Here is a 17,860-nt window from a genome sequence, read left to right as displayed (position 1 = left end):
AAGGTGCAGAACTCTTAAGAGCTCGATGTAGCCGGTGAGCGGCACGACCGCTCATTTCCAGCTCTCGACGAACCGCCCCCGCCACGGCCGGGGCGGTTCCCCTTTTAACCGGCGGTCGTCACGGGGCGCCGGGGAGGCTCTCGCAGGGAACCCCGTCATTGTTGCCGTCCAGGCGGGCAACGTCTCCGTAGTAGGGGTAGTAGAGGTCGAACCAAGCTTTGGCCGCAGCCCAGTTCGGGAAGTCGCTGCAGTTCTTCGAGTCGCCCGGGTTGCCTGGAGGGGCCGGGGGCGCGGGCGGAGCGGGCGGCGCCGGAGGTGCGGGCGGAGCCGGCGGCGGGGGCGGGGGCGCGCACTCGCTCAGATCGAAGACCGAGTCGGAGACGGCGTTCGGGCCGCCCACTATCACGCGCTGGGCATCCGGGTAGGACGAATTCACGGCGGCGGCCGTCGACGGTGTGACGCAGCCGCCGGGCACGACGATCAGGGGCGAGCCCTGCACGCCGGCCAGGGTGCCGCCGGCAAGGGCATCGGCGAAGGTACGGCCAGTGGCGAAGAATATCCGGGTCGCTGACGGGAACGCGGCCCGGTTGACGGCCATCGAGGTCTCGTAGCGGTCGGCGCCGCCGACGCGGGTGACTGGCGCGATGGCGCCCAGCCCGGAGGCGACCGCCGGGCCGACCGAGTTCGGCCCGCCGACCACGACGATGCCGGTGGCATCGAGGGCGGCCACCGCTTCGCGGGAGGGGGCGTCGAGCTCACCGCCGCGACCGTTCACGAGCAGCACGGGCGACCCGGCTCGCGCTGCGGCCGGGGTGGCGGACAGGGCGTCGGGAAAGCCGGCGCCCGTAGCCACGTAGAGCGACGGGGCGCCCGCCGGGAAACCGAACTCGACCAGCGCGCGGGAGACGGCATAGCGGTCCTCCCCACCGATGCGCAGCACCTCCGGGGCGTAGAACTGGAGGGTCTGCACCACCGACTGGTTCACGGCGAAGGTGCCGCCAACGACCACGATGCGGGACGGCTGGAGCTCGGCCAGCCGCGCTCCGACCACGTCGGGCAGGCGGTCGGACAACGTGAGCAGGAGGGGAGCACTCAGGCTCGCTGCGACGGCTCCGGCGGAGAGGGCGTCGGGGTAGTCGGTGCCCTTCGCGATGAAGACGGTGTCGACCGGACCCTGCCACTCGCGGGAGATCGTCACGGCCACGTCGTAGCGCGTCTCGCCGCCGAGGCGGACGTTGCCGCTCGACGGGATGCTCGCCGCAACCACGTCGGTGGTGGCTTCGTCCGGCGCGGCGAGATCCGTGGCGGGTGGAGTCGACGTGGGGTCAGGGGTTGCCGTCGCCGTCGCCACGGGAGCTGGCGTCTCGGGAGCTGGAGTCTCGGCCGCGGGCGCCTCCGTCGCAACGGGTGTGGCGGTCGCGGTGGTCTCGGTGCTCGACGGCGGCAGCGTCGTCGCCTGCGCCGGAAGGGCGGTGGCGACGAGGAGGCCGGTGAGCAGAGCGGGGATCGTGAGGAGAGCGGATCGCTTCATGGGTCCTGTCCGTAGGGTCGAGCCCGACCATATGGCACAGGTGTAGACGGTGCGTAGCCCCCGTTGTGGTGGGTGCCCGTCCCGGCGGCGATCCTAAGCGGTCGCGTTCAGGCGGCGGTCGTGTCGGCGGTCGCGGCGAGGGCCTCGGCCCAGGGCTGGGGGGTGGAGCGGGCGGGGTCGCCCGTGGCGGCGGCCTGCTGCAGCAGGAGGGCGAGGTAGTGGTCCTGGCTCGCCTCGGCGAGGGAGTAGACGTCGGGGCCGCCCGCGATGCGGGTGCGCATGCCCTCGAGCATCCGGGCGATGGCGATCTCGTCGTCGGCGAGGCGGCCGGGCATGAAGGGGTTGGTGAACATCCACTCCTCGCCGAGCAGCAGGCCGCGCAGGAACAGGCCCTCGAGGTTTCCGCCCTCGCCCGTCATCACGCGCCGCAGCTGCCCGAAGACGGGCTCGTCGTGGCCGCGGACGTAGCGCACCTCGAGGTTCTCGAGCTCTCCGCGATCGCCCCGCACGAGCATCCGGTTGCCCCGGATCCAGGAGAAGTACTGCTCGGGCGCGAAGTCGTAGACCCCGAGGCGGTCGCCGAAGTCGAAGCGCGCGGTGGTCTGGGTGGCGGTGACGAAGCGCTCCTCGTGCGGGTCGCCGTGCCGGTCGGGGCCGGCCAGCAGGGGGTACGTGAAGGTCTGGGCGGTGATCGTGGCGTCCTCGGCGCCGATGCCGAGGGCCCGGCGCAGCACGCTGACGCCGTGGTAGTCGTGGCACTGGGCGACGACGGCCTGGCTGATCCGGCCGAGGCGCCCCGAAGCGGCGACCGCGAGCTGCGCGCTGAGCAACGGCGACAGGTGGTACTGCTCGGCGACCTGAACGATCGCCCCCGGCACGCGTTCGACGCCGTGCCAGAGGTCGACGAGCTCGGCGAGATCGGTGGCCGGCGGGGTCTCGGTGAGCACGGGCATCCGCTCGTCGACCAGGTTCTGGATGATCGTGGGGGCGGCTTCCCGCGGCACCGACACCACGGCGAACTCTGGTGCGGCGGCGAGCAGCTCGTCGACGTCCCTGAACGGATGCACGCCCCGCGCCTCGAGCCGAGCCGCCGTGCGCGGGCTGCGCGTGACGAGGCCCGCGACCTCGAAACGATCGGGCAGGGCCTCGGCGATGCGCAGGAAGAACTCGCTGCGCCACCCGCTCCCCACGATGCCGAACCGGACGGGGCCTTCGCTGCTTCCCTGCATGCCCTCCACGCTAGCCCGGTGAGGGCCTGCAGCGGGTGGGAATGCTCCTGTCTTACTGGCGGAGAATGGGGGATTCGAACCCCCGAGGGCTTGCACCCAACACGCTTTCCAAGCGTGCGCCATAGGCCACTAGGCGAATTCTCCTGGCATCGCGCGGCGATGACCATGAAGCATCCTACCTGCTCCCGGCACCGCCCGCCGACCGCGGGTGCGTGTCAGAGCGCGCGGAGCGCCTCCGCGATGGGTGTCGAGCCCGAGATCGCCTCGAACTGCTTGTGCACGCCCTCGCCCGAGGTGAGCAGCTGCGCGATCAGCCAGGCGACGTCGGCGCGCGGGATGGTGCCGCGCCCGGTCGACTCCGCGAGCGTCACCGACCCGGTCGCGGGGTCGTCGGTCAGGCCGCCAGGGCGCACGATCGTCCAGTCGAGATCGCTCTCGCGCACGGCCGCGTCGGCCTCGCTCTTGGCCTTGAGGTAGATCTGGAACACGTCGTCGCTGGCGGCGTCGAACGAGTCGGCGCCCATCGACGAGACGAGCACGTACCGCTTGGCTCCCGCGCGCCAGGCGGCGTCGGCCAGCAGGATGGCCCCGTCGCGGTCGACGGTCTGCTTGCGCTCGGCGCTGCTGCCCGGCCCGGCTCCGGCGGCGAACACCACCGCGTCGATCTCGCGCGACGACAGCTCGGCGGCGAGCGCCTCCGAGTCCGACTGCTCGAGGTCGAGCACGAGCGCCTGCCCGCCCGCCTCCTCGACGTCGGACGCGTGGTCCGGGTTGCGCACGATGCCCCACACCTCGTTCCCCGAGGCGCTGAGCAGCTTGGTGGTGTGCAGGGCGATCTGGCCGTGTCCTCCGGCGATGGCGATCTTCATACCTCCAGCCAACTCCTCTGCGCTCGATTCATCAAGCGCGCCGCAGTTGCTACACTGGTCGTCGGCTCCCCGTGTGGCGCCATCCAGGCCAACTCCCCCAGGGCGGAAACGCAGCAAGGGTAACCGGGCTCTGGCGGGTGCGCGGGGAGTCCTTCTTCGTTAAAGCGCGGTCGCGCATCCGCTCGTCATCGCGCGAGGTTCACCCGTTTAGGGGCGCGAGGGGCGCGGCCCCGGGTCGATAGCCTCGGGCCATGACGTCACTGCACCGCACCGCGCTCGCTGCCATCGCCCTCGGGGTGCTGCTGGCGGCATCCGGATGCTCGGCCCCCGCCCCCACGCCCGAGCCGACGGTGACCGTCACGGTCACCCCCACCGCGACCGCGACCCCAACCGACGCCCCTGCGCCCGCCCCGGAGCCGACCGACGAGGTCGACCCCGACGCCTACGTCGCCTCCGACACCTCCACCTGGGTGGTCTCGTTCGCCGGCATCGGCCCGCTCGTGGTCGGCGACACCTTCCAGGTCGTGCAGGCCGACGTGCCCGCCGCCCCGGTCATCTGCCGCCCCGGCGTCGACACCTGGACCTTCGGCGGCGTGGGCTACACCATGGTCAGCGGCATCGACGAGCAGAACCCGGCCGCGGCGGTCACGCTGGTGCGGATGGTCGCCATCGACACCGTGCAGCCCGGCACCGGACCGCGCACCGTCGAGGGCATCGGCCTCGGCTCGACGATCGCCGAGCTGCAGGCGGCGCGACCGGATGCGGTCGCCACTCCCGGAACGCAGGGCCAGCCCGCCGCCTACCAGCTGTTCTCGGACGGCCGGGTGGTGACCTTCCAGGATTCCGGCACCGGCACGATCCAGATGATCACGGTGTCCAGCTCGACCGGCGTCGTCGGGGACATCTGCGGAGCCTGACCCGGATTCCGGGCGCGTCCCAGCCGCGCCTGGATAGAGTGGAGCACGGACAACCGAAGAGGATTCCGTGTCATCACTTGAGAACATCCCCGCTTCCGTCCCCGGCGTGAAGAGCATCTACATCACCTCCGCCGAGGGCCACTCCGGCAAATCCACGATCGCGCTCGGCGTGCTCGAGATGCTGCGCCGCTCGGTGCAGCGGGTGGCGGTGTTCCGCCCGATCGCCCGCAGTGTCGCCGACCGCGACTACGTGCTCGAGATGCTGCTCGAGCACGACGGCAGCGAGCTCGGCTACGAGCAGGCGATCGGCGTCACCTACGACGACGTGCACGCCGATCCCGAGGCCGCGCTGTCGCGCATCCTGCAGCGCTACAAGGCGGTGGAGCGTGAGCACGACGCCGTGCTCATCCTCGGCAGCGACTACACCGACGTCGGCAGCCCCTCCGAGCTCAGTTACAACGCGCGCATCGCCGCCAACCTCGGCGCTCCCGTGCTGCTCGTGCTCGGCGGGCGCAAGGGGCAGGGCTCCGAGGAGCTGCTCGGCCGCTCGGAGGCGCGCTCGGCCGACGACATGCGGCAGATCACCGAGCTCGCCCTGGTCGAGCTGAAGAACGCGCACGCGACGCTCGTCGGGATCGTGGCGAACCGCTCCGACCCCGAGAACCTCGAGAAGATCCGCGACGCGATCTCGCTGGCCGCCCGCGACGCGGTGGAGGAGCTCGTGCAGTCCGCGGCCGCGGAGCCGGCGCCCGTGACGGCGGCGATCCCGGTGCAGCCGCGCCGCATCCCGGTCTGGGCCATCCCCGAGGACCGTCTGCTGGTGGCACCGAGCGTGGCGAGCATCCTGGAATCGATCGACGGCACCCTCGTGCTCGGCGACCCGCGGCTGATGGCCCGGGAGGCGCTCGGCGTCGTGGTCGCCGCGATGTCGATGCGCAACGTGCTGCCCCGCCTCACCGAGGGCGCCGTGGTCGTGGTGCCGGGCGATCGGTCGGAGCTGCTGCTCGCGGTGCTGATGGCGAACTCCTCGGGCACCTTCCCCTCGCTCGCGGCGATCGTGCTGAACGGCGGCTTCGAGGTGTCGGAGCCGGTGATGCGGCTGATCCGCGGGCTCGACCCGAAGATCCCGATCATCTCGACCGAGCTCGGCACCTACGAGACCGCCGTGCGCATCACCTCGACCCGTGGGCGTCTCGCCGCCGACTCCCCGGTCAAGTTCGACAACGCGCTGGCGCTGTTCGAGCAGTACGTCGACGGCTCGCAGCTGCTGCGCCTGCTCGACGTGTCGAAGGCGGATGTCGTGACGCCGCTGATGTTCGAGTACGGGCTGCTCGACCGCGCCCGCCAGGCCGATCGGCACATCGTGCTGCCCGAGGGCGGGGACGACCGCATCCTGCGCGCGGCGAACACGGTGCTCACGCGCGGCGTCGCCCGCCTCACGATCCTGGGCGAGGAGGACGAGGTGCGCACCCGCGCCGCCGAGCTCGGCCTCGACCTCGACGCGGCGGCCGTCGTGTCGCCCTTCGACCCCGCGCTCCGCACCCGGTTCGCCGAGGAGTACCAGAAGCTGCGCGCCCACAAGGGCACCACCTTCGACATGGCCTACGACACCGTCACCGACGTGTCGTACTTCGGCACGATGATGGTGCAGCTCGGCCTCGCCGACGGCATGGTCTCGGGCGCCGCGCACACGACGGCCCACACCATCCGGCCGGCGTTCGAGATCATCAAGACGCGCCCCGGGGTGTCGGTGGTGTCGAGCGTGTTCCTGATGGCGCTCGCCGACCGCGTGCTCGTCTACGGCGACTGCGCGGTCGTGCCCGACCCTACGAGCTCGCAGCTGGCGGACATCGCCGTGTCGTCGTCCGAGACCGCCGCCCAGTTCGGCATCGACCCGCGCGTGGCGATGCTCTCGTACTCCACCGGTTCGTCGGGCTCCGGCGCCGACGTCGAGAAGGTGCGCGAGGCGACCGCGCTGGTGCGGGCCGCGCATCCCGAGCTGCCGGTCGAGGGGCCGATCCAGTACGACGCGGCGACGGATGCGGTGGTCGCCGCCGCGAAGATGCCCGGCTCCCAGGTGGCCGGCCGGGCGACGGTGTTCATCTTCCCCGACCTGAACACGGGCAACAACACCTACAAGGCGGTGCAGCGCTCGGCGGGGGCCGTGGCCATCGGGCCGGTGCTGCAGGGCCTGAACAAGCCGATCAACGACCTGTCCCGAGGAGCGCTCGTGCCCGACATCGTGAACACAATCGCCATCACGGCGATCCAGGCGGCGACGGGGCCTGCTGCGTCTTCGGGTGCCGGGGCGGTGTTCGCATGAGCGCCATCCTGGTGGTCAACAGCGGCTCGTCGTCGTTCAAGTACCAGCTGATCGAGATCGAGACCGAGCAGGTGCTCGCGTCAGGGCTCGTCGAGCGGATCGGTGAGGACGTCGGGCACACGAAGCACACCACCACCGAGGGGTCGTGGGAGTCGGAGGACCCGATCGCCGACCACACCGCCGGGTTCGCGGCGATGCTCGCCGCGTTCGGCGACCACGGCCCCTCGCTCGACGAGCATCCGCTCATCGCCGTCGGCCACCGGGTCGTGCACGGCGGCAAGCGGTTCCACGAGGCGACCATCGTGACCGATCTCGTGAAGATCAACATCGAAGACCTCAGCGAGCTCGCCCCGCTGCACAACCCGGCGAACCTCGCGGGGATCGACGCGGCGCAGAAGGCGTTCCCGTCGGTGCCGCAGGTGGCGGTGTTCGACACGGCGTTCCATCAGACGCTGCCGCCGGCGGCCTACACCTACGCGATCGACGCGTCGCTGGCTGAGCGGCAGCGCATCCGCCGGTACGGGTTCCACGGCACCTCGCACAAGTACGTGTCGGGCGCGGCGGCCGAGTACCTCGGGAAGGACGTCTCCTCGCTCAGGATGATCGTGCTGCACCTCGGCAACGGAGCCTCCGTCTGTGCCGTCGACGGCGGGCGCTCGGTCGAGACCTCGATGGGCATGACGCCGCTCGAGGGGCTCGTGATGGGCACGCGCTCGGGAGATCTCGACCCGGCGGTGCTGTTCCACCTCAACCGCAAGACGGGCATGGGGTTCGCCGAGCTCGACGAACTGCTGAACCGCCGATCGGGGCTGCTGGGGCTGTCGGGAAAGGGGGACATGCGCGACGTGCAGAAGGCGGCGGCTGCGGGCGACCCGGCCGCCGAGCTGGCGCTCGAGGTCTACCTGCACCGCATCCGGGGCTATGTCGGGTCGTACTACGCGCAGCTCCGGCACCTCGACGCGGTCGTGTTCACGGCAGGCGTGGGCGAGAACAACCCGCTCGTGCGGGCGCGTTCGCTCGCCGGCCTCGAGGAGCTGGGCATCACGGTGGATGCGGAGCTGAACGAGGCCCCGGGCTCGGAGGCGCGGACGATCTCGCCGGCTTCGTCGCGGGTCAAGGTGCTGGTGGTGCCGACGAACGAGGAGCTGGAGATCGCGCGGCAGTCGTTCGCGGCGGTGTCGGCGTAGCTCGCCGCACGGTCCGCTCGGCCGGTTGTGCCGGGCGGGCATCCGGGCCGCGGTGCTGGCGGGAGCACTGTCTGGCCGATCGTGCGGGCGGGCATCCGGTGGTCGCATGCCCGCCGGGCTATGGCTCAGGACTAGCGGCCGGGGAGCAGGCTGAGGGCCTGCGAGCGCTGGGCGAGCAGCTCGGCGTAGGTTCCGTCGCGCTCGGCCCAGCGGAGCCGCTGGGCGGCAGCCACCACGATCTCGGGCGGGGTCGGCGTCTGGGCGAGCAGCCCCAGCACCTCGTCGAGGAACGCCTCGAGCGGCAGCGCGGCGGGGTTGACCTTCTCCTGGCCGGCGGTGGCGACCGCGGGCGGCACGAGCTCGGTGACCTCGACGCCGGTTCCGGCCAGCTGGGCGCGGAGGGCCTCGGTGTAGGCGTGGACGCCGGCCTTCGAGGCGCCGTAGCCGGGCATCGGTGGGAAGGGGAGGAAGCCGATGCCCGAGGTGACCGTGACGATGTCGCCGGCGCCGCGCGCGGCGAGGTGCGGTGTGAAGGCGTCGACGACCCGGATCGTGCCGAGCAGGTTCACCGCGATCGCCGCTTCGGTCCGGGCGAAGTGGGAGGGGTCGCGGAGGTCCTCCAGCTGCATGACGCCCGACATGGTGACGACGAGGTCGAGCCCGGGGTGGCGGGCGAGCACCTCGTCACGGGCGCGGGTGACGGATGCGGGGTCGGTGACGTCGACGGTCACCGTGTCGAGGCCGTCGAGGCCCGGGCGGGTGGTGTCGCGGCCGCCGACGACGACGGTGCTGCCGGCCGCGGCGAGCCGGCGGGCCAGGCCGAGTCCGATGCCGGAGGTGCCGCCGACGATGAGCGCGGTGCGGTGGGTGAGGTCCATGGGGTGTCCTTTTCTGGTGGCGGTTCGGCCGGTGGGCGGATGCGCGGCGGGGGGTGGTGGGCCGTGCATCCGATGCTCCAGCGGGCGGCGGGAGCGGGGGAGTCCCCCCGTGATCCGGGGAGTGGCAGGGCCCCCTCGGGCGGGGCGGCGGGTGGCTATCGTGAAGGCGTGACCACCTCAGGCCCTGGACCGGCCGCCGACGAGAACCGCCTCGGCGAGTACCTGCGCGCCCGGCGCGCGCTCGTCTCGCCCGAGCAGGCCGGCCTGCCGGGTGGCCGCCACCGCCGCGTGCCCGGTCTCCGGCGCGAGGAGGTCGCCCTGCTCGCGGGCATCAGCGCCGACTACTACCTCCGCCTCGAGCGCGGACGCGACAGAAACCCCTCCGCGCAGGTGCTCCAGGCGCTGGCCCGCGTGCTCCACCTCGACGACGTCGAGACCGCCTACCTCCTCGGCCTCGCCAAGCCTCAGCGCCGAGACGCCGCCCGTCCCCGCCGCCGCGCCGAGCGGGTGCCCGAGCGCCTCCACCACCTGCTCGCCGCCCTCGAGCTGCCCGCGTTCGTCGAGGGCCGCACCTTCGACGTGCTCGCGTCGAACCCGCTGGCGGTCGCCTTGAACCCGCGGCTCGTTCCGGGCGAGAACCGCCTGCGCTCCCTGCTGCTCGACCCCGGGGAACGCGCCTTCCACGACGACTGGGAGCGCGCGTCCGCCGACTCGGTGGCGGCCTTCCGCAGCACGATCGGCGACGACGTGACGGATGCCCGCGCCGTCGAACTGGTCGGCGAGCTCTCGCTGGCGAGCGGCCGCTTCCGCACGCTCTGGGCGCGCCACGACGTGCAGCGGCTCGAGGGCGGGGTCGCGACCGTGCACCACCCGGTCGTCGGACCCCTGCGTCTGAACCGCGAGAAGCTGCCCGTCGGCGACGTGCTGCTCGTCGTCTACTACCCCGACGAGCACTCCGACTCGGCCGAGCGGCTGGCGCTGCTCGCGTCGAGCGTGGCCGCCGGCTCCCGCACCTCTTCATAGGGCCCGTTCTTCTAGGGCCCGGTCAGCAGCAGCGTCTCACGCGCAGCAGGGCGCCCCGATCAGTCGTCCGCGATCAGCCGCTTCCCGAAGCTCACCGCTCCGTCCCGCCCGTACCCGAGCTCGCGGTAGAACTCCATCACGCCCTCGTTCCCCTCCCGGATCTGCAGATTCAGCTTCGGGCAGCCCAGCGCCAGCAGCCGCTGCTCGACCTCTTGCATCAGCGCCCGTCCGTCGCCGCGCCCCTGCCGCGCCGGCGTCACCGCGAGGTAGTTCACCCACCCCCGGTGCCCGTCGTAGCCGGCCATGGCGCTCGCGACCACGGCGCCGTCGGCATCGACGCCCACGAGGAAGAGCTCGGGTTGCACGGTGAGCTTCCGCGCGATGTCCCGCCGCGGGTCGTTCCACGGCCGGGTCAGCCCGCACTCCGCCCAGAGGGCCACGACCTGCTCGGTGTCGGCCTCAGCGAACGAGCGGATGCGCAGCCCGCCGCCGCCCGCCCGGGACACTTCGGGCGCGGGCGCGTCGGCAACCGGGCGCTCGGGTGGGGTGGGGCCGAGGGCGCGGCTCAGGGCATCCGTCATCGACCGGCGCTGCACCTCGGGCCGATACATCTCGGGATCGGCCGCCCCCAGCGTGTTCATGCCCTCGGCGACGGCGACGAGGGTGAGGGCCTCGCTGCGGATGCGCTCAACCGGCCACGTGGGCCGGCACGCACCGAGCAGGCGCTCGACCCGCTCGACGAAACTGCGGTTGCCCGCCCGGTGCCGCTCGGCGAGCGTCGGATCGGCGAGCGCCGCCGCGAGGTAGCTCACCCAGACGCGGGCCTCATCGACACTCTGCGGGTCGAGCGACAGCGCGTTCAGTAGCACGGCCTCGAGCGCCTGTTCATTCGTGGGCGCCCGCTCGGGGTCGCCGGCCGCGCTCGCCTCGGCGGCGTCGGCGCGCACGCGGGTGCGTGCGTGCAGGAGGTCGCGGGCGTGCAGGAGCAGGGCGTCCTTGGTGGGGAACGCGTGCATGACGAGACCCGTGGTGCAGCCGGCGCGTTCGGCCACCGCGCGGATCGTCAGGCCTGGCAGCCCTCGCTCGGTCAGCACCGCCCAGGTGGCCTCGGACAGGCGCTGCCGCTGATCGTCGACGTCCCGTTGGCGTGCCATCGCGCATCCGTTCTTCTCATGCCTCGCTTTGCCTGACAGCATAACAAGCGTTACGGTAATGGTTGTTACGAGAGGATCCCATGACCCGTCGCCCCGCTCTCCCCGTCACCATCGAGCGCGTGCCGTTCGACGACCCCGCCGCCGACGCCCTGCGCCGGGCCCAGCGCGCCGAGCTCGACGCGCGCTACGGCAGCGACGACCACGAGCCGGGGGCCGTGCCGACCGCCGCGTCGACCCCGATCTTCGTGGTGGCCCGCACTCTCTCGGATGTCGCCGTGGGGTGCGGTGGGCTGCGCCCGCTGCCCGAGGGTGGGGCCGAGATCAAGCGGATGTTCGTGCATCCGGATGCCCGGGGGCAGGGCGTCTCGACCGCCATCCTTCGCGCGCTCGAAGAGGAGGCGCGGCAGCTCGGCGTCGAGCGGCTCGTGCTCGAGACCGGTACGGAGCAGCCCGACGCCATGCGGTTCTACGAGCGGGAGGGGTACGAGCGGATCGAGCCGTTCGGGCCGTACGTCGGGTCGGAGCTGTCGGTCTGCTACGCCCGGACGCTGTAGCGTGCGTACGCGCCGGGTCGGGACCGCATCGGGCCCTCCGGCCGACCCCGGTGTCGGTGGCCGCAGGTAGTCTTAGCGGGTGGTTACCGCCCTCTATCGCCGCTATCGGCCCGAGACCTTCGCCGAGATGATCGGCCAGTCGCAGGTGACCGATCCGCTCATGACAGCGCTGCGCACGAACCGGGTCAATCATGCTTACCTGTTCAGCGGCCCGCGCGGCTGCGGCAAGACTACGTCGGCGCGCATCCTGGCCCGCTGCCTGAACTGTGCCGAGGGCCCCACCGACACACCCTGCGGCGTCTGCCCGTCGTGCGTCGAGCTCGGCCGCGACGGCCCCGGCTCGCTCGACGTGGTCGAGATCGACGCCGCGAGCCACAACGGCGTCGACGACGCCCGCGACCTGCGCGAGCGCGCCGTGTTCGCCCCCGCGCGCGACCGCTTCAAGATCTTCATCCTCGACGAGGCCCACATGGTCACGCCGCAGGGCTTCAACGCCCTGCTCAAGATCGTCGAAGAGCCGCCGGAGCACATCAAGTTCATCTTCGCGACGACCGAGCCCGACAAGGTCATCGGCACCATCCGCTCGCGCACCCACCACTACCCGTTCCGGCTCATCCCGCCGGCGCAGCTGCTCGAGTACGTGCAGTCGCTCTGCGAGTCCGAGGGTGTCGACGTCGCGCCCGGCGTGCTGCCGTTGGTCGTACGCGCGGGCGGCGGCTCGGCCCGCGACACGCTGTCGCTGCTCGACCAGCTGATCGCCGGCTCCGAGAACAACCACGTCGACTACGAACGCGCGGTGGCGCTGCTCGGCTACACCCACGGCGCCCTGCTCTCCGAGGCGGTCGACGCCCTCGGCACCCACGACGGCGCGGCGGTCTTCGACGCGGTCGACCGCGTCATCCAGACCGGTCAAGACCCGCGCCGCTTCGTCGAAGACCTGCTCGAGCGCCTGCGCGACATCATCGTCGTCTCGGCCACCCGTGAGCAGGCCGCCTCGGTGCTCCGCGGCGTGCCGGCCGACGACCTCGAGGTCATGCGCCGCCAGGCGGCCCTCTTCGGCCACGCCGAGCTCTCGCGCGTCGCCGACATCGTCAATTCGTCGCTCAGCGAGATGACCGGCGCCACATCGCCGCGCTTGCACCTCGAGCTGATGATGGCGCGGGCCCTCGTGCCGGCCGCCGACGACACGCAGCGCGGGGCGCTCGCGCGCGTCGAGCGGCTGGAGCGGCGCATCGGCGTCGACGCGGGCGATGCCGATTCGGGCGTGCGGGGCGGGGCGGCTGCGCCTTCTTCTGGTGCGCCCTCTTCTGGTGTGCCCGCTTCTGGTGCGCCCTCTTCTGGTGCGCCTGCGCCTGCCCACGCTGGTGCGCCTGCGGTTTCTCCCAGCGCGCCACCGGCGTCCGAGCCGCCGGCGAACACGGTTCCGGATGCTCAGACCGCCGCCGCCTCGTGGAACATCGCCGCGCCGGCCTCCGCCCCGCCCCCCAGCGAGACTCGGTCCGATGCCCCGCAGTCGAGCGATGCGTCCGACTCGACCCACCGGTCCACGCCCGACGTGGTCGCGGTCCCGCCCGCGGCGACGCCGGTGCAGGCGGTCGCCGCGGCGGCCGGCGAGGTCACGCTGCAGCAGCTGAAAGACGCCTGGCCCGAGATCCTCGAGGCCGTGCAGAAGGCCAAGATGACCGCCTGGCTGGTCGTCTTCACCGCCCAGGTGCGTGCCCTCGACGGCGACGTCCTCACCCTCGCCTTCCCCAGCGAGAACGACGTGGCGAGCTTCAAGGAGCGCTCGGCCCCGGGCCAGGGCGTCAGCGAGTACCTCCGCCAGGCGATCCTCGACGTCCTCGGCCTCCGCGTGAAGTACATCGCCCGCGTCGACACCACCCTCCGCCCCCACGACGCCCCGGCCACCCTGTCCGCGGCCGCCTCCGCGTCCCCGGCCGCGGCCGCTCCCTCCGCGTCTCCGGTCGCTCCTTCCGCGTCTCCGGCGGCGTCCCCGGCCGACTCCGCGTCCCCGTCCGCCTCCGCGTCCCAGCCCGTTCCCTCCGCGGCCGCTCCCTCCATATCGCCGTCGCCCACCGCGGCCCCCGCGCCTGACGCCGCGTCTGGCACCCGTGCGCCTGCCGCCGAGTCTGCGGGTGGCACCCCTGCGCCTGCCGTCGCACCTGCGTCCGGTACCCGTGCGCCTGCGGGGGGCGCCCCTGCGCCCAGCGCCTCACAGGCCCCGGCGTCGGCGGATCCGTCGGCGCCGGCGGCAGCCGTTGTGCCGTCGCCGACCACGGCGTCCGAGTCGACTACCGCGTCCACCTCCACTCCGGCCGCAGCCGAGAGCGACGCGACCGCCTCGGCGGAGTCACCCTCCGGATCGGCGGCGGCCGACGCCACGCCGAAGGACGAGGACGAGGACGACGACGAGTTCGACGAGGACGAGGAGCTCGAGGACCTGCCACCCGAGGAGGAGCTCGCTCCCGAGCCCAAGGCGATCGTCGACTCCTCCGGCTGGACGGTCCCGGGCCTCAACGAGAACACCGCCGCCGCCCCCGCCGAGCCCGGCCCCGAGAGCGACTCGGCCGAGGTGGCGCGCATGCGCGCGCAGCTCGCCGCGCTCAAGAACACCGGCCCGGCGGCTCCGCAGACCCGCGGTTCCTCCGCCGAGCGCGGGCCCGCATCCACGCCATCGTCAGCTCCGACCCAGCGTCCCCAGACTGCTGCGCCCGCCCAGCGCCCGCAGCAGGCGCCGTCGCAGCATCCGCAGACGGGTGCCCCTGCGCAACGGCCCCAGGCAGAGGCGCCGGATCAGCGCCGGCAGGCGGATGCGCCTGCCCAGCGTCCGCCGGGGGGTGCCGCGACGACCTCGTGGGATGTCGTCGCCATTCCCACGTCGGCCGACGAGGAGCCTCCGCCCTACGACGAGCCGATGCCGAGCGACGAGCCCGACCTGCCGCCGTCGCTGGCCGACATCCTGCCGAGCGGTGGAGCGCCGTTCGGGGCGCCCGCGGGCCGGCGCCTCGCGACCTCTCCTGAGCAGCCGGCGGGTCAGCGTCCCGCGACGTCTCCGGACCGCTCGGCCGGTCGGGGATCAGGCGAATCGGTCGGGCAGCCTGCCGGCCGCGGATCCGGCGCGCCGGTCGAGCAGCCCGGCGCGCAGGGCACGGGTCCTCAGGACGCGCGCGGCGCGGCGGCCGGCAGCGGCGGAGCGCCGTCAGGTTCACGAGCAGGGGATCCTGCGGCGCGGCCCGGGGCTCTCCGGTTCGAGGCCTCGGGGCCCGAGGCGCCCGGTGACGTACCGGCCTCCGGCGCGCAGCAGTCGGGAGCGGCGGCGGCCCAGCGGCCCGCGAACGCGGGCTCCGGCGGGCGTGCGCGGTACGGAGAAGCAGTCGTGCGGGAGATCCTTGGCGCGAACTTCATCGAGGAGCAGCCCCTGCCCGGGCGCGACGGCTGACGCCCGCACCGCCCAGAACCGTTGCCCAGAACCGCTGCCCCGAAGCGCCGCACCCAGGCAGCGGCCGGCGGGTACCATCACCCCGAGCATCCGAAGAACCCGTAGAGAGACACAGAGCCCACACGAATGTACGAAGGCATCGTCCAGGAGCTGATCGACGAGCTCGGCCGCCTGCCCGGCATCGGGCCGAAGTCGGCTCAGCGCATCGCGTTCCACATCGTGCAGACGGAGTCGTTCGACGTCAGCCGGCTCGCCGAGATCCTGACGGACGTGCGCGAGAAGGTGCACTTCTGCCAGATCTGCGGCAACGTCTCCGAGCAGGAGACCTGCGGCATCTGCCGTGACCCGCGCCGTGCACAGAACCTCATCTGCGTCGTCGAAGAGGCGAAGGACGTCGTCGCCATCGAGCGCACCCGCGAGTTCCGCGGGCTCTACCACGTGCTCGGCGGCGCCATCAGCCCGATCGACGGCATCGGGCCCGACAACCTGCGCATCCGGGAGCTCATGCAGCGCCTGGCCGACGGCACGGTCACCGAGGTCATCATCGCCACCGACCCCAACCTCGAGGGTGAGGCGACGGCGACCTATCTCTCGCGGCTGCTCACGACCCTCGAGATCCGCGTCACGCGCCTCGCCTCGGGCCTGCCCGTCGGCGGCGACCTCGAGTACGCCGACGAGGTCACCCTCGGCCGCGCCTTCGAAGGGCGCCGCCTCGTCGAGAACTGAGCACCGGATGCTCACCGGCAGCCCCTCGTGATCCCCGCCTCGCCGAAACCCAGCACCGAGCAGCGGATGCTGAGCGGCGGCGCCTCGTGACCCCCGCCTACATCGTGGTCTCCGAGCCGCGTTCCGGCCGGGTGCTGCTCGAGCCGCTCGATCCCGACGGAGCCCCCGCCGGATCCGCGGCGGAACTCGCCCGCCCCGACCTCGCGGCAGCCGTGGCCGACCGAGAACGTGACCGTCCCCGCTGGGTCTGGAACGACACCCAGCGCTGGTACCCCGACCTCCTGGCCGCGAACGTCCGCGTCGACCGCTGCGTCGACCTCCGCCTCTGTCACACGATCCTCCGCGCCTCCACCCTCACGGCGCGCTCGACCCTCGCGACGGCGCCCCCGACCGCCTGGGACACCCTCCGCCCCGTCGGCGCCCCCACCGCCACCCCGAAGCCGGTGGAACCCTCCCTCTTCGACGACCTCGAGTCGGCGAGTGATCACTCCGTGCGCGAAGACGGCGTGTTCGAAGCCACGAGTGACCACTCGCGAGAGGCAGATCACCAACGAGACGGGCGAGAGGTGGGCGACGAGCGGCGCGAGTTCGCGCTCCAGCGCGACGCGATCGCGACCGCGACCGACCCGAGCCGCATCGCCCTGCTCGTGGCCGCCGAGTCCGTCGGCGCCCTGGCCGCCGCCGAGCTGCGTCACGCGGGCCTCCCGTGGAGCGCCGAACGCCACGACGCCCTCCTCACCCGCGTGCTCGGCCCCCGCCCCCGTGAGGGCGAGCGACCGGCCGAGCTCGAGCGGCTGCTGCAGCGCATCCGGACCCTGCTCGGCGACCCCACGGTCAACCCCGACTCCCCGGTCGAGCTGCTGAAGGCCCTGCGCCGTGCCGGCATCACGGTCGACAGCACCCGCGAGTGGGAGCTGAGAAATCTGACGCACCCCGCCATCGAGCCCCTGCTCGACTACAAGAAGCGCTCCCGCCTGCTCACCGCGAACGGCTGGAACTGGCTCGACACCTGGGTCGTCGACGGCCGCTTCCACGCGAACTACCTGCCGGGCGGCGTCGTCACGGGCCGGTGGGCGGCCGAGGGCGGCGGGGCGCTGCAGCTCCCGAAGCAGGTGCGCGGCGCCGTCGTCGCCGACGAGGGGCGGATGCTCGTGGTCGCCGACGCCGCCCAGCTCGAGCCGCGCATCCTGGCCGCCCTCGCCGGCGACCGCGCCATGGCCGCCGCGGGCCGCGGCCGCGACCTCTACGACGGCATCGTGGCCTCGGGCGCGGTCGACACACGGGCGCATGCCAAAGTCGGCATGCTCGGTGCGATGTACGGCGGAACGGCCGGCGAGAGCGGCCGGATGCTCCCGCGCCTCGCCCGCGCCTTCCCGGCGGCGGTCGCCTACGTCGAGGCGGCGGCCCGCACGGGCGAGACGGGCGGCGTGGTGAGCACGCGCCTCGGCCGCACCAGCCCGCGCCCGAGCGACGAGTGGCTCGACCTGCACGACCTGGCGGCCTCCGACGGGGCGACGGATGCGCTGCGAACCCGCGCCCGCACCGAAGCCCGCTCGTGGGGGCGCTTCACCCGCAATTTCGTGGTGCAGGGCACGGCCGCGGAGTGGGCGCTGTGCTGGATCGGCTCCATCCGCCGCCGCCTGCACGCGCTGAGCGCCGCCGATGCGGCCGCCGACGCGCCCGGCGCCACCGCACCAGGCGCCGCCGACGCGGCCGCCGACGCGCCCGGCATCACCGCAGCCGCCGGCTCGCCCGGCGCCGCCGCCGCCCCGAACGCCCTCACCACCGGCCCCCACCTCTCCTTCTTCCTCCACGACGAGGTCATGGTGCACACCCCCGCCCACCTCGCCGACGCCGTCGCGCACGAGCTCCGCGAGGCCGCCGCCGAGGCCGGCCGCCTCATCTTCGGCGACGCCCCAGTCGAGTTCCCCGTCACGGTCGCGATCGTCGACAGCTACGACAAAGCGAAGTAGCGAGGGCGAAGGAGCAAAGGAGCGAAGTAGCGACAAGGCGAAGCTGCGAGAAGCACG

13 protein-coding genes, 1 tRNA gene and 1 other RNA gene are annotated in these 17,860 nt (G+C 72.9%); 9 read left to right on the top strand and 6 right to left on the bottom strand.

Annotated features, from left to right (window positions below; all coding sequences use genetic code 11):
• Window positions 1-118: 118 nt before the first annotated feature.
• The 4 genes from BJ984_RS00740 to BJ984_RS00725 all read right to left on the bottom strand — a co-directional run bounded on the left by BJ984_RS00740 (window position 119) and on the right by BJ984_RS00725 (window position 3,629).
• Window positions 119-1,531 (bottom strand): cell wall-binding repeat-containing protein, encoded by a 1,413-nt coding sequence (locus BJ984_RS00740; RefSeq protein ID WP_179546408.1) that lies wholly within the window; start codon window positions 1,529-1,531, stop codon window positions 119-121.
• A gap of 107 nt (window positions 1,532-1,638) precedes the next feature.
• A complete protein-coding gene (locus BJ984_RS00735; RefSeq protein ID WP_179546407.1) occupies window positions 1,639-2,760 on the bottom strand; it encodes a Gfo/Idh/MocA family oxidoreductase in 1,122 nt (373 codons plus the stop codon).
• A gap of 56 nt (window positions 2,761-2,816) precedes the next feature.
• Window positions 2,817-2,904, bottom strand: a tRNA-Ser gene (locus BJ984_RS00730).
• Window positions 2,905-2,975: 71 nt separating this feature from the next.
• Window positions 2,976-3,629 carry an SDR family oxidoreductase gene (locus BJ984_RS00725; protein WP_173182662.1) on the bottom strand — a complete coding sequence of 218 codons (654 nt, stop codon included), beginning with the start codon at window positions 3,627-3,629 and terminating at the stop codon, window positions 2,976-2,978.
• Window positions 3,630-3,689: 60 nt separating this feature from the next.
• Here BJ984_RS00725 and ffs point away from each other — a divergent pair.
• From ffs to BJ984_RS00705, 4 genes are all read left to right on the top strand, one after another.
• Window positions 3,690-3,786: signal recognition particle sRNA small type (ffs, locus tag BJ984_RS00720), an RNA gene on the top strand.
• Window positions 3,787-3,880: 94 nt separating this feature from the next.
• On the top strand, window positions 3,881-4,546 hold the full coding sequence (locus BJ984_RS00715; RefSeq protein ID WP_179546406.1) for a hypothetical protein: 666 nt from the start codon (window positions 3,881-3,883) through the stop codon (window positions 4,544-4,546).
• A 67-nt stretch (window positions 4,547-4,613) separates the two neighbouring features.
• On the top strand, window positions 4,614-6,869 hold the full coding sequence (gene pta / locus BJ984_RS00710; RefSeq protein ID WP_271206334.1) for a phosphate acetyltransferase: 2,256 nt from the start codon (window positions 4,614-4,616) through the stop codon (window positions 6,867-6,869).
• The gene (locus BJ984_RS00705) at window positions 6,866-8,056 is read left to right on the top strand and encodes an acetate/propionate family kinase (RefSeq protein WP_179546405.1); all 1,191 of its coding nucleotides are present in this window, start codon (window positions 6,866-6,868) and stop codon (window positions 8,054-8,056) included. The genes pta and BJ984_RS00705 overlap by 4 nt, the downstream gene beginning before the upstream one ends.
• Before the next feature lie 131 nt (window positions 8,057-8,187).
• Here the strand turns inward: BJ984_RS00705 and BJ984_RS00700 are convergent, their stop codons facing one another.
• The gene (locus BJ984_RS00700) at window positions 8,188-8,934 is read right to left on the bottom strand and encodes an SDR family oxidoreductase (RefSeq protein WP_179546404.1); all 747 of its coding nucleotides are present in this window, start codon (window positions 8,932-8,934) and stop codon (window positions 8,188-8,190) included.
• Between the two features lie 168 nt (window positions 8,935-9,102).
• On the opposite strand from BJ984_RS00700, the gene BJ984_RS00695 reads away from it, so the two are divergent.
• Window positions 9,103-9,957 carry a helix-turn-helix domain-containing protein gene (locus tag BJ984_RS00695; RefSeq protein WP_271206333.1) on the top strand — a complete coding sequence of 285 codons (855 nt, stop codon included), beginning with the start codon at window positions 9,103-9,105 and terminating at the stop codon, window positions 9,955-9,957.
• A gap of 59 nt (window positions 9,958-10,016) precedes the next feature.
• On the opposite strand, the gene BJ984_RS18370 is transcribed toward BJ984_RS00695, so the two are convergent.
• Window positions 10,017-11,111: a GNAT family acetyltransferase gene (locus tag BJ984_RS18370; RefSeq protein ID WP_218869945.1), complete on the bottom strand. Its 1,095-nt coding sequence runs from the start codon at window positions 11,109-11,111 to the stop codon at window positions 10,017-10,019.
• A gap of 80 nt (window positions 11,112-11,191) precedes the next feature.
• Here BJ984_RS18370 and BJ984_RS00685 point away from each other — a divergent pair, with 80 nt between their 5' ends.
• From BJ984_RS00685 to BJ984_RS00670, 4 genes are all read left to right on the top strand, one after another.
• Window positions 11,192-11,665 carry a GNAT family N-acetyltransferase gene (locus BJ984_RS00685; RefSeq protein ID WP_179546403.1) on the top strand — a complete coding sequence of 158 codons (474 nt, stop codon included), beginning with the start codon at window positions 11,192-11,194 and terminating at the stop codon, window positions 11,663-11,665.
• Between the two features lie 127 nt (window positions 11,666-11,792).
• Window positions 11,793-15,104: a DNA polymerase III subunit gamma and tau gene (locus BJ984_RS19170; protein ID WP_218870134.1), complete on the top strand. Its 3,312-nt coding sequence runs from the start codon at window positions 11,793-11,795 to the stop codon at window positions 15,102-15,104.
• A 126-nt stretch (window positions 15,105-15,230) separates the two neighbouring features.
• A complete protein-coding gene (gene recR / locus BJ984_RS00675; protein ID WP_179546401.1) occupies window positions 15,231-15,830 on the top strand; it encodes a recombination mediator RecR in 600 nt (199 codons plus the stop codon).
• 86 nt (window positions 15,831-15,916) lie between these two features.
• Window positions 15,917-17,803 (top strand): bifunctional 3'-5' exonuclease/DNA polymerase, encoded by a 1,887-nt coding sequence (locus BJ984_RS00670; protein WP_338074429.1) that lies wholly within the window; start codon window positions 15,917-15,919, stop codon window positions 17,801-17,803.
• Window positions 17,804-17,860: the final 57 nt, after the last annotated feature.

The organism is Herbiconiux flava (assembly GCF_013409865.1).
Classification (GTDB): Bacteria; Actinomycetota; Actinomycetes; order Actinomycetales; family Microbacteriaceae; genus Herbiconiux; species Herbiconiux flava.
This window is presented reverse-complemented; position numbering and strand designations above follow the sequence as displayed.

Excerpts from the sequence above, each read along its gene's own strand:
- BJ984_RS00740 (WP_179546408.1), bottom strand. The coding sequence starts at position 1,531 with ATGAAGCGATCCGCTCTCCTCACGATCCCCGCTCTGCTCACCGGCCTC.
- BJ984_RS00735 (WP_179546407.1), bottom strand. The coding sequence starts at position 2,760 with ATGCAGGGAAGCAGCGAAGGCCCCGTCCGGTTCGGCATCGTGGGGAGC.
- BJ984_RS00725 (WP_173182662.1), bottom strand. The coding sequence starts at position 3,629 with ATGAAGATCGCCATCGCCGGAGGACACGGCCAGATCGCCCTGCACACC.
- BJ984_RS00715 (WP_179546406.1), top strand. The coding sequence starts at position 3,881 with ATGACGTCACTGCACCGCACCGCGCTCGCTGCCATCGCCCTCGGGGTG.
- BJ984_RS00705 (WP_179546405.1), top strand. The coding sequence starts at position 6,866 with ATGAGCGCCATCCTGGTGGTCAACAGCGGCTCGTCGTCGTTCAAGTAC.
- BJ984_RS00700 (WP_179546404.1), bottom strand. The coding sequence starts at position 8,934 with ATGGACCTCACCCACCGCACCGCGCTCATCGTCGGCGGCACCTCCGGC.
- BJ984_RS18370 (WP_218869945.1), bottom strand. The coding sequence starts at position 11,111 with ATGGCACGCCAACGGGACGTCGACGATCAGCGGCAGCGCCTGTCCGAG.
- BJ984_RS00685 (WP_179546403.1), top strand. The coding sequence starts at position 11,192 with ATGACCCGTCGCCCCGCTCTCCCCGTCACCATCGAGCGCGTGCCGTTC.
- BJ984_RS19170 (WP_218870134.1), top strand. The coding sequence starts at position 11,793 with ATGATCGGCCAGTCGCAGGTGACCGATCCGCTCATGACAGCGCTGCGC.
- recR (WP_179546401.1), top strand. The coding sequence starts at position 15,231 with ATGTACGAAGGCATCGTCCAGGAGCTGATCGACGAGCTCGGCCGCCTG.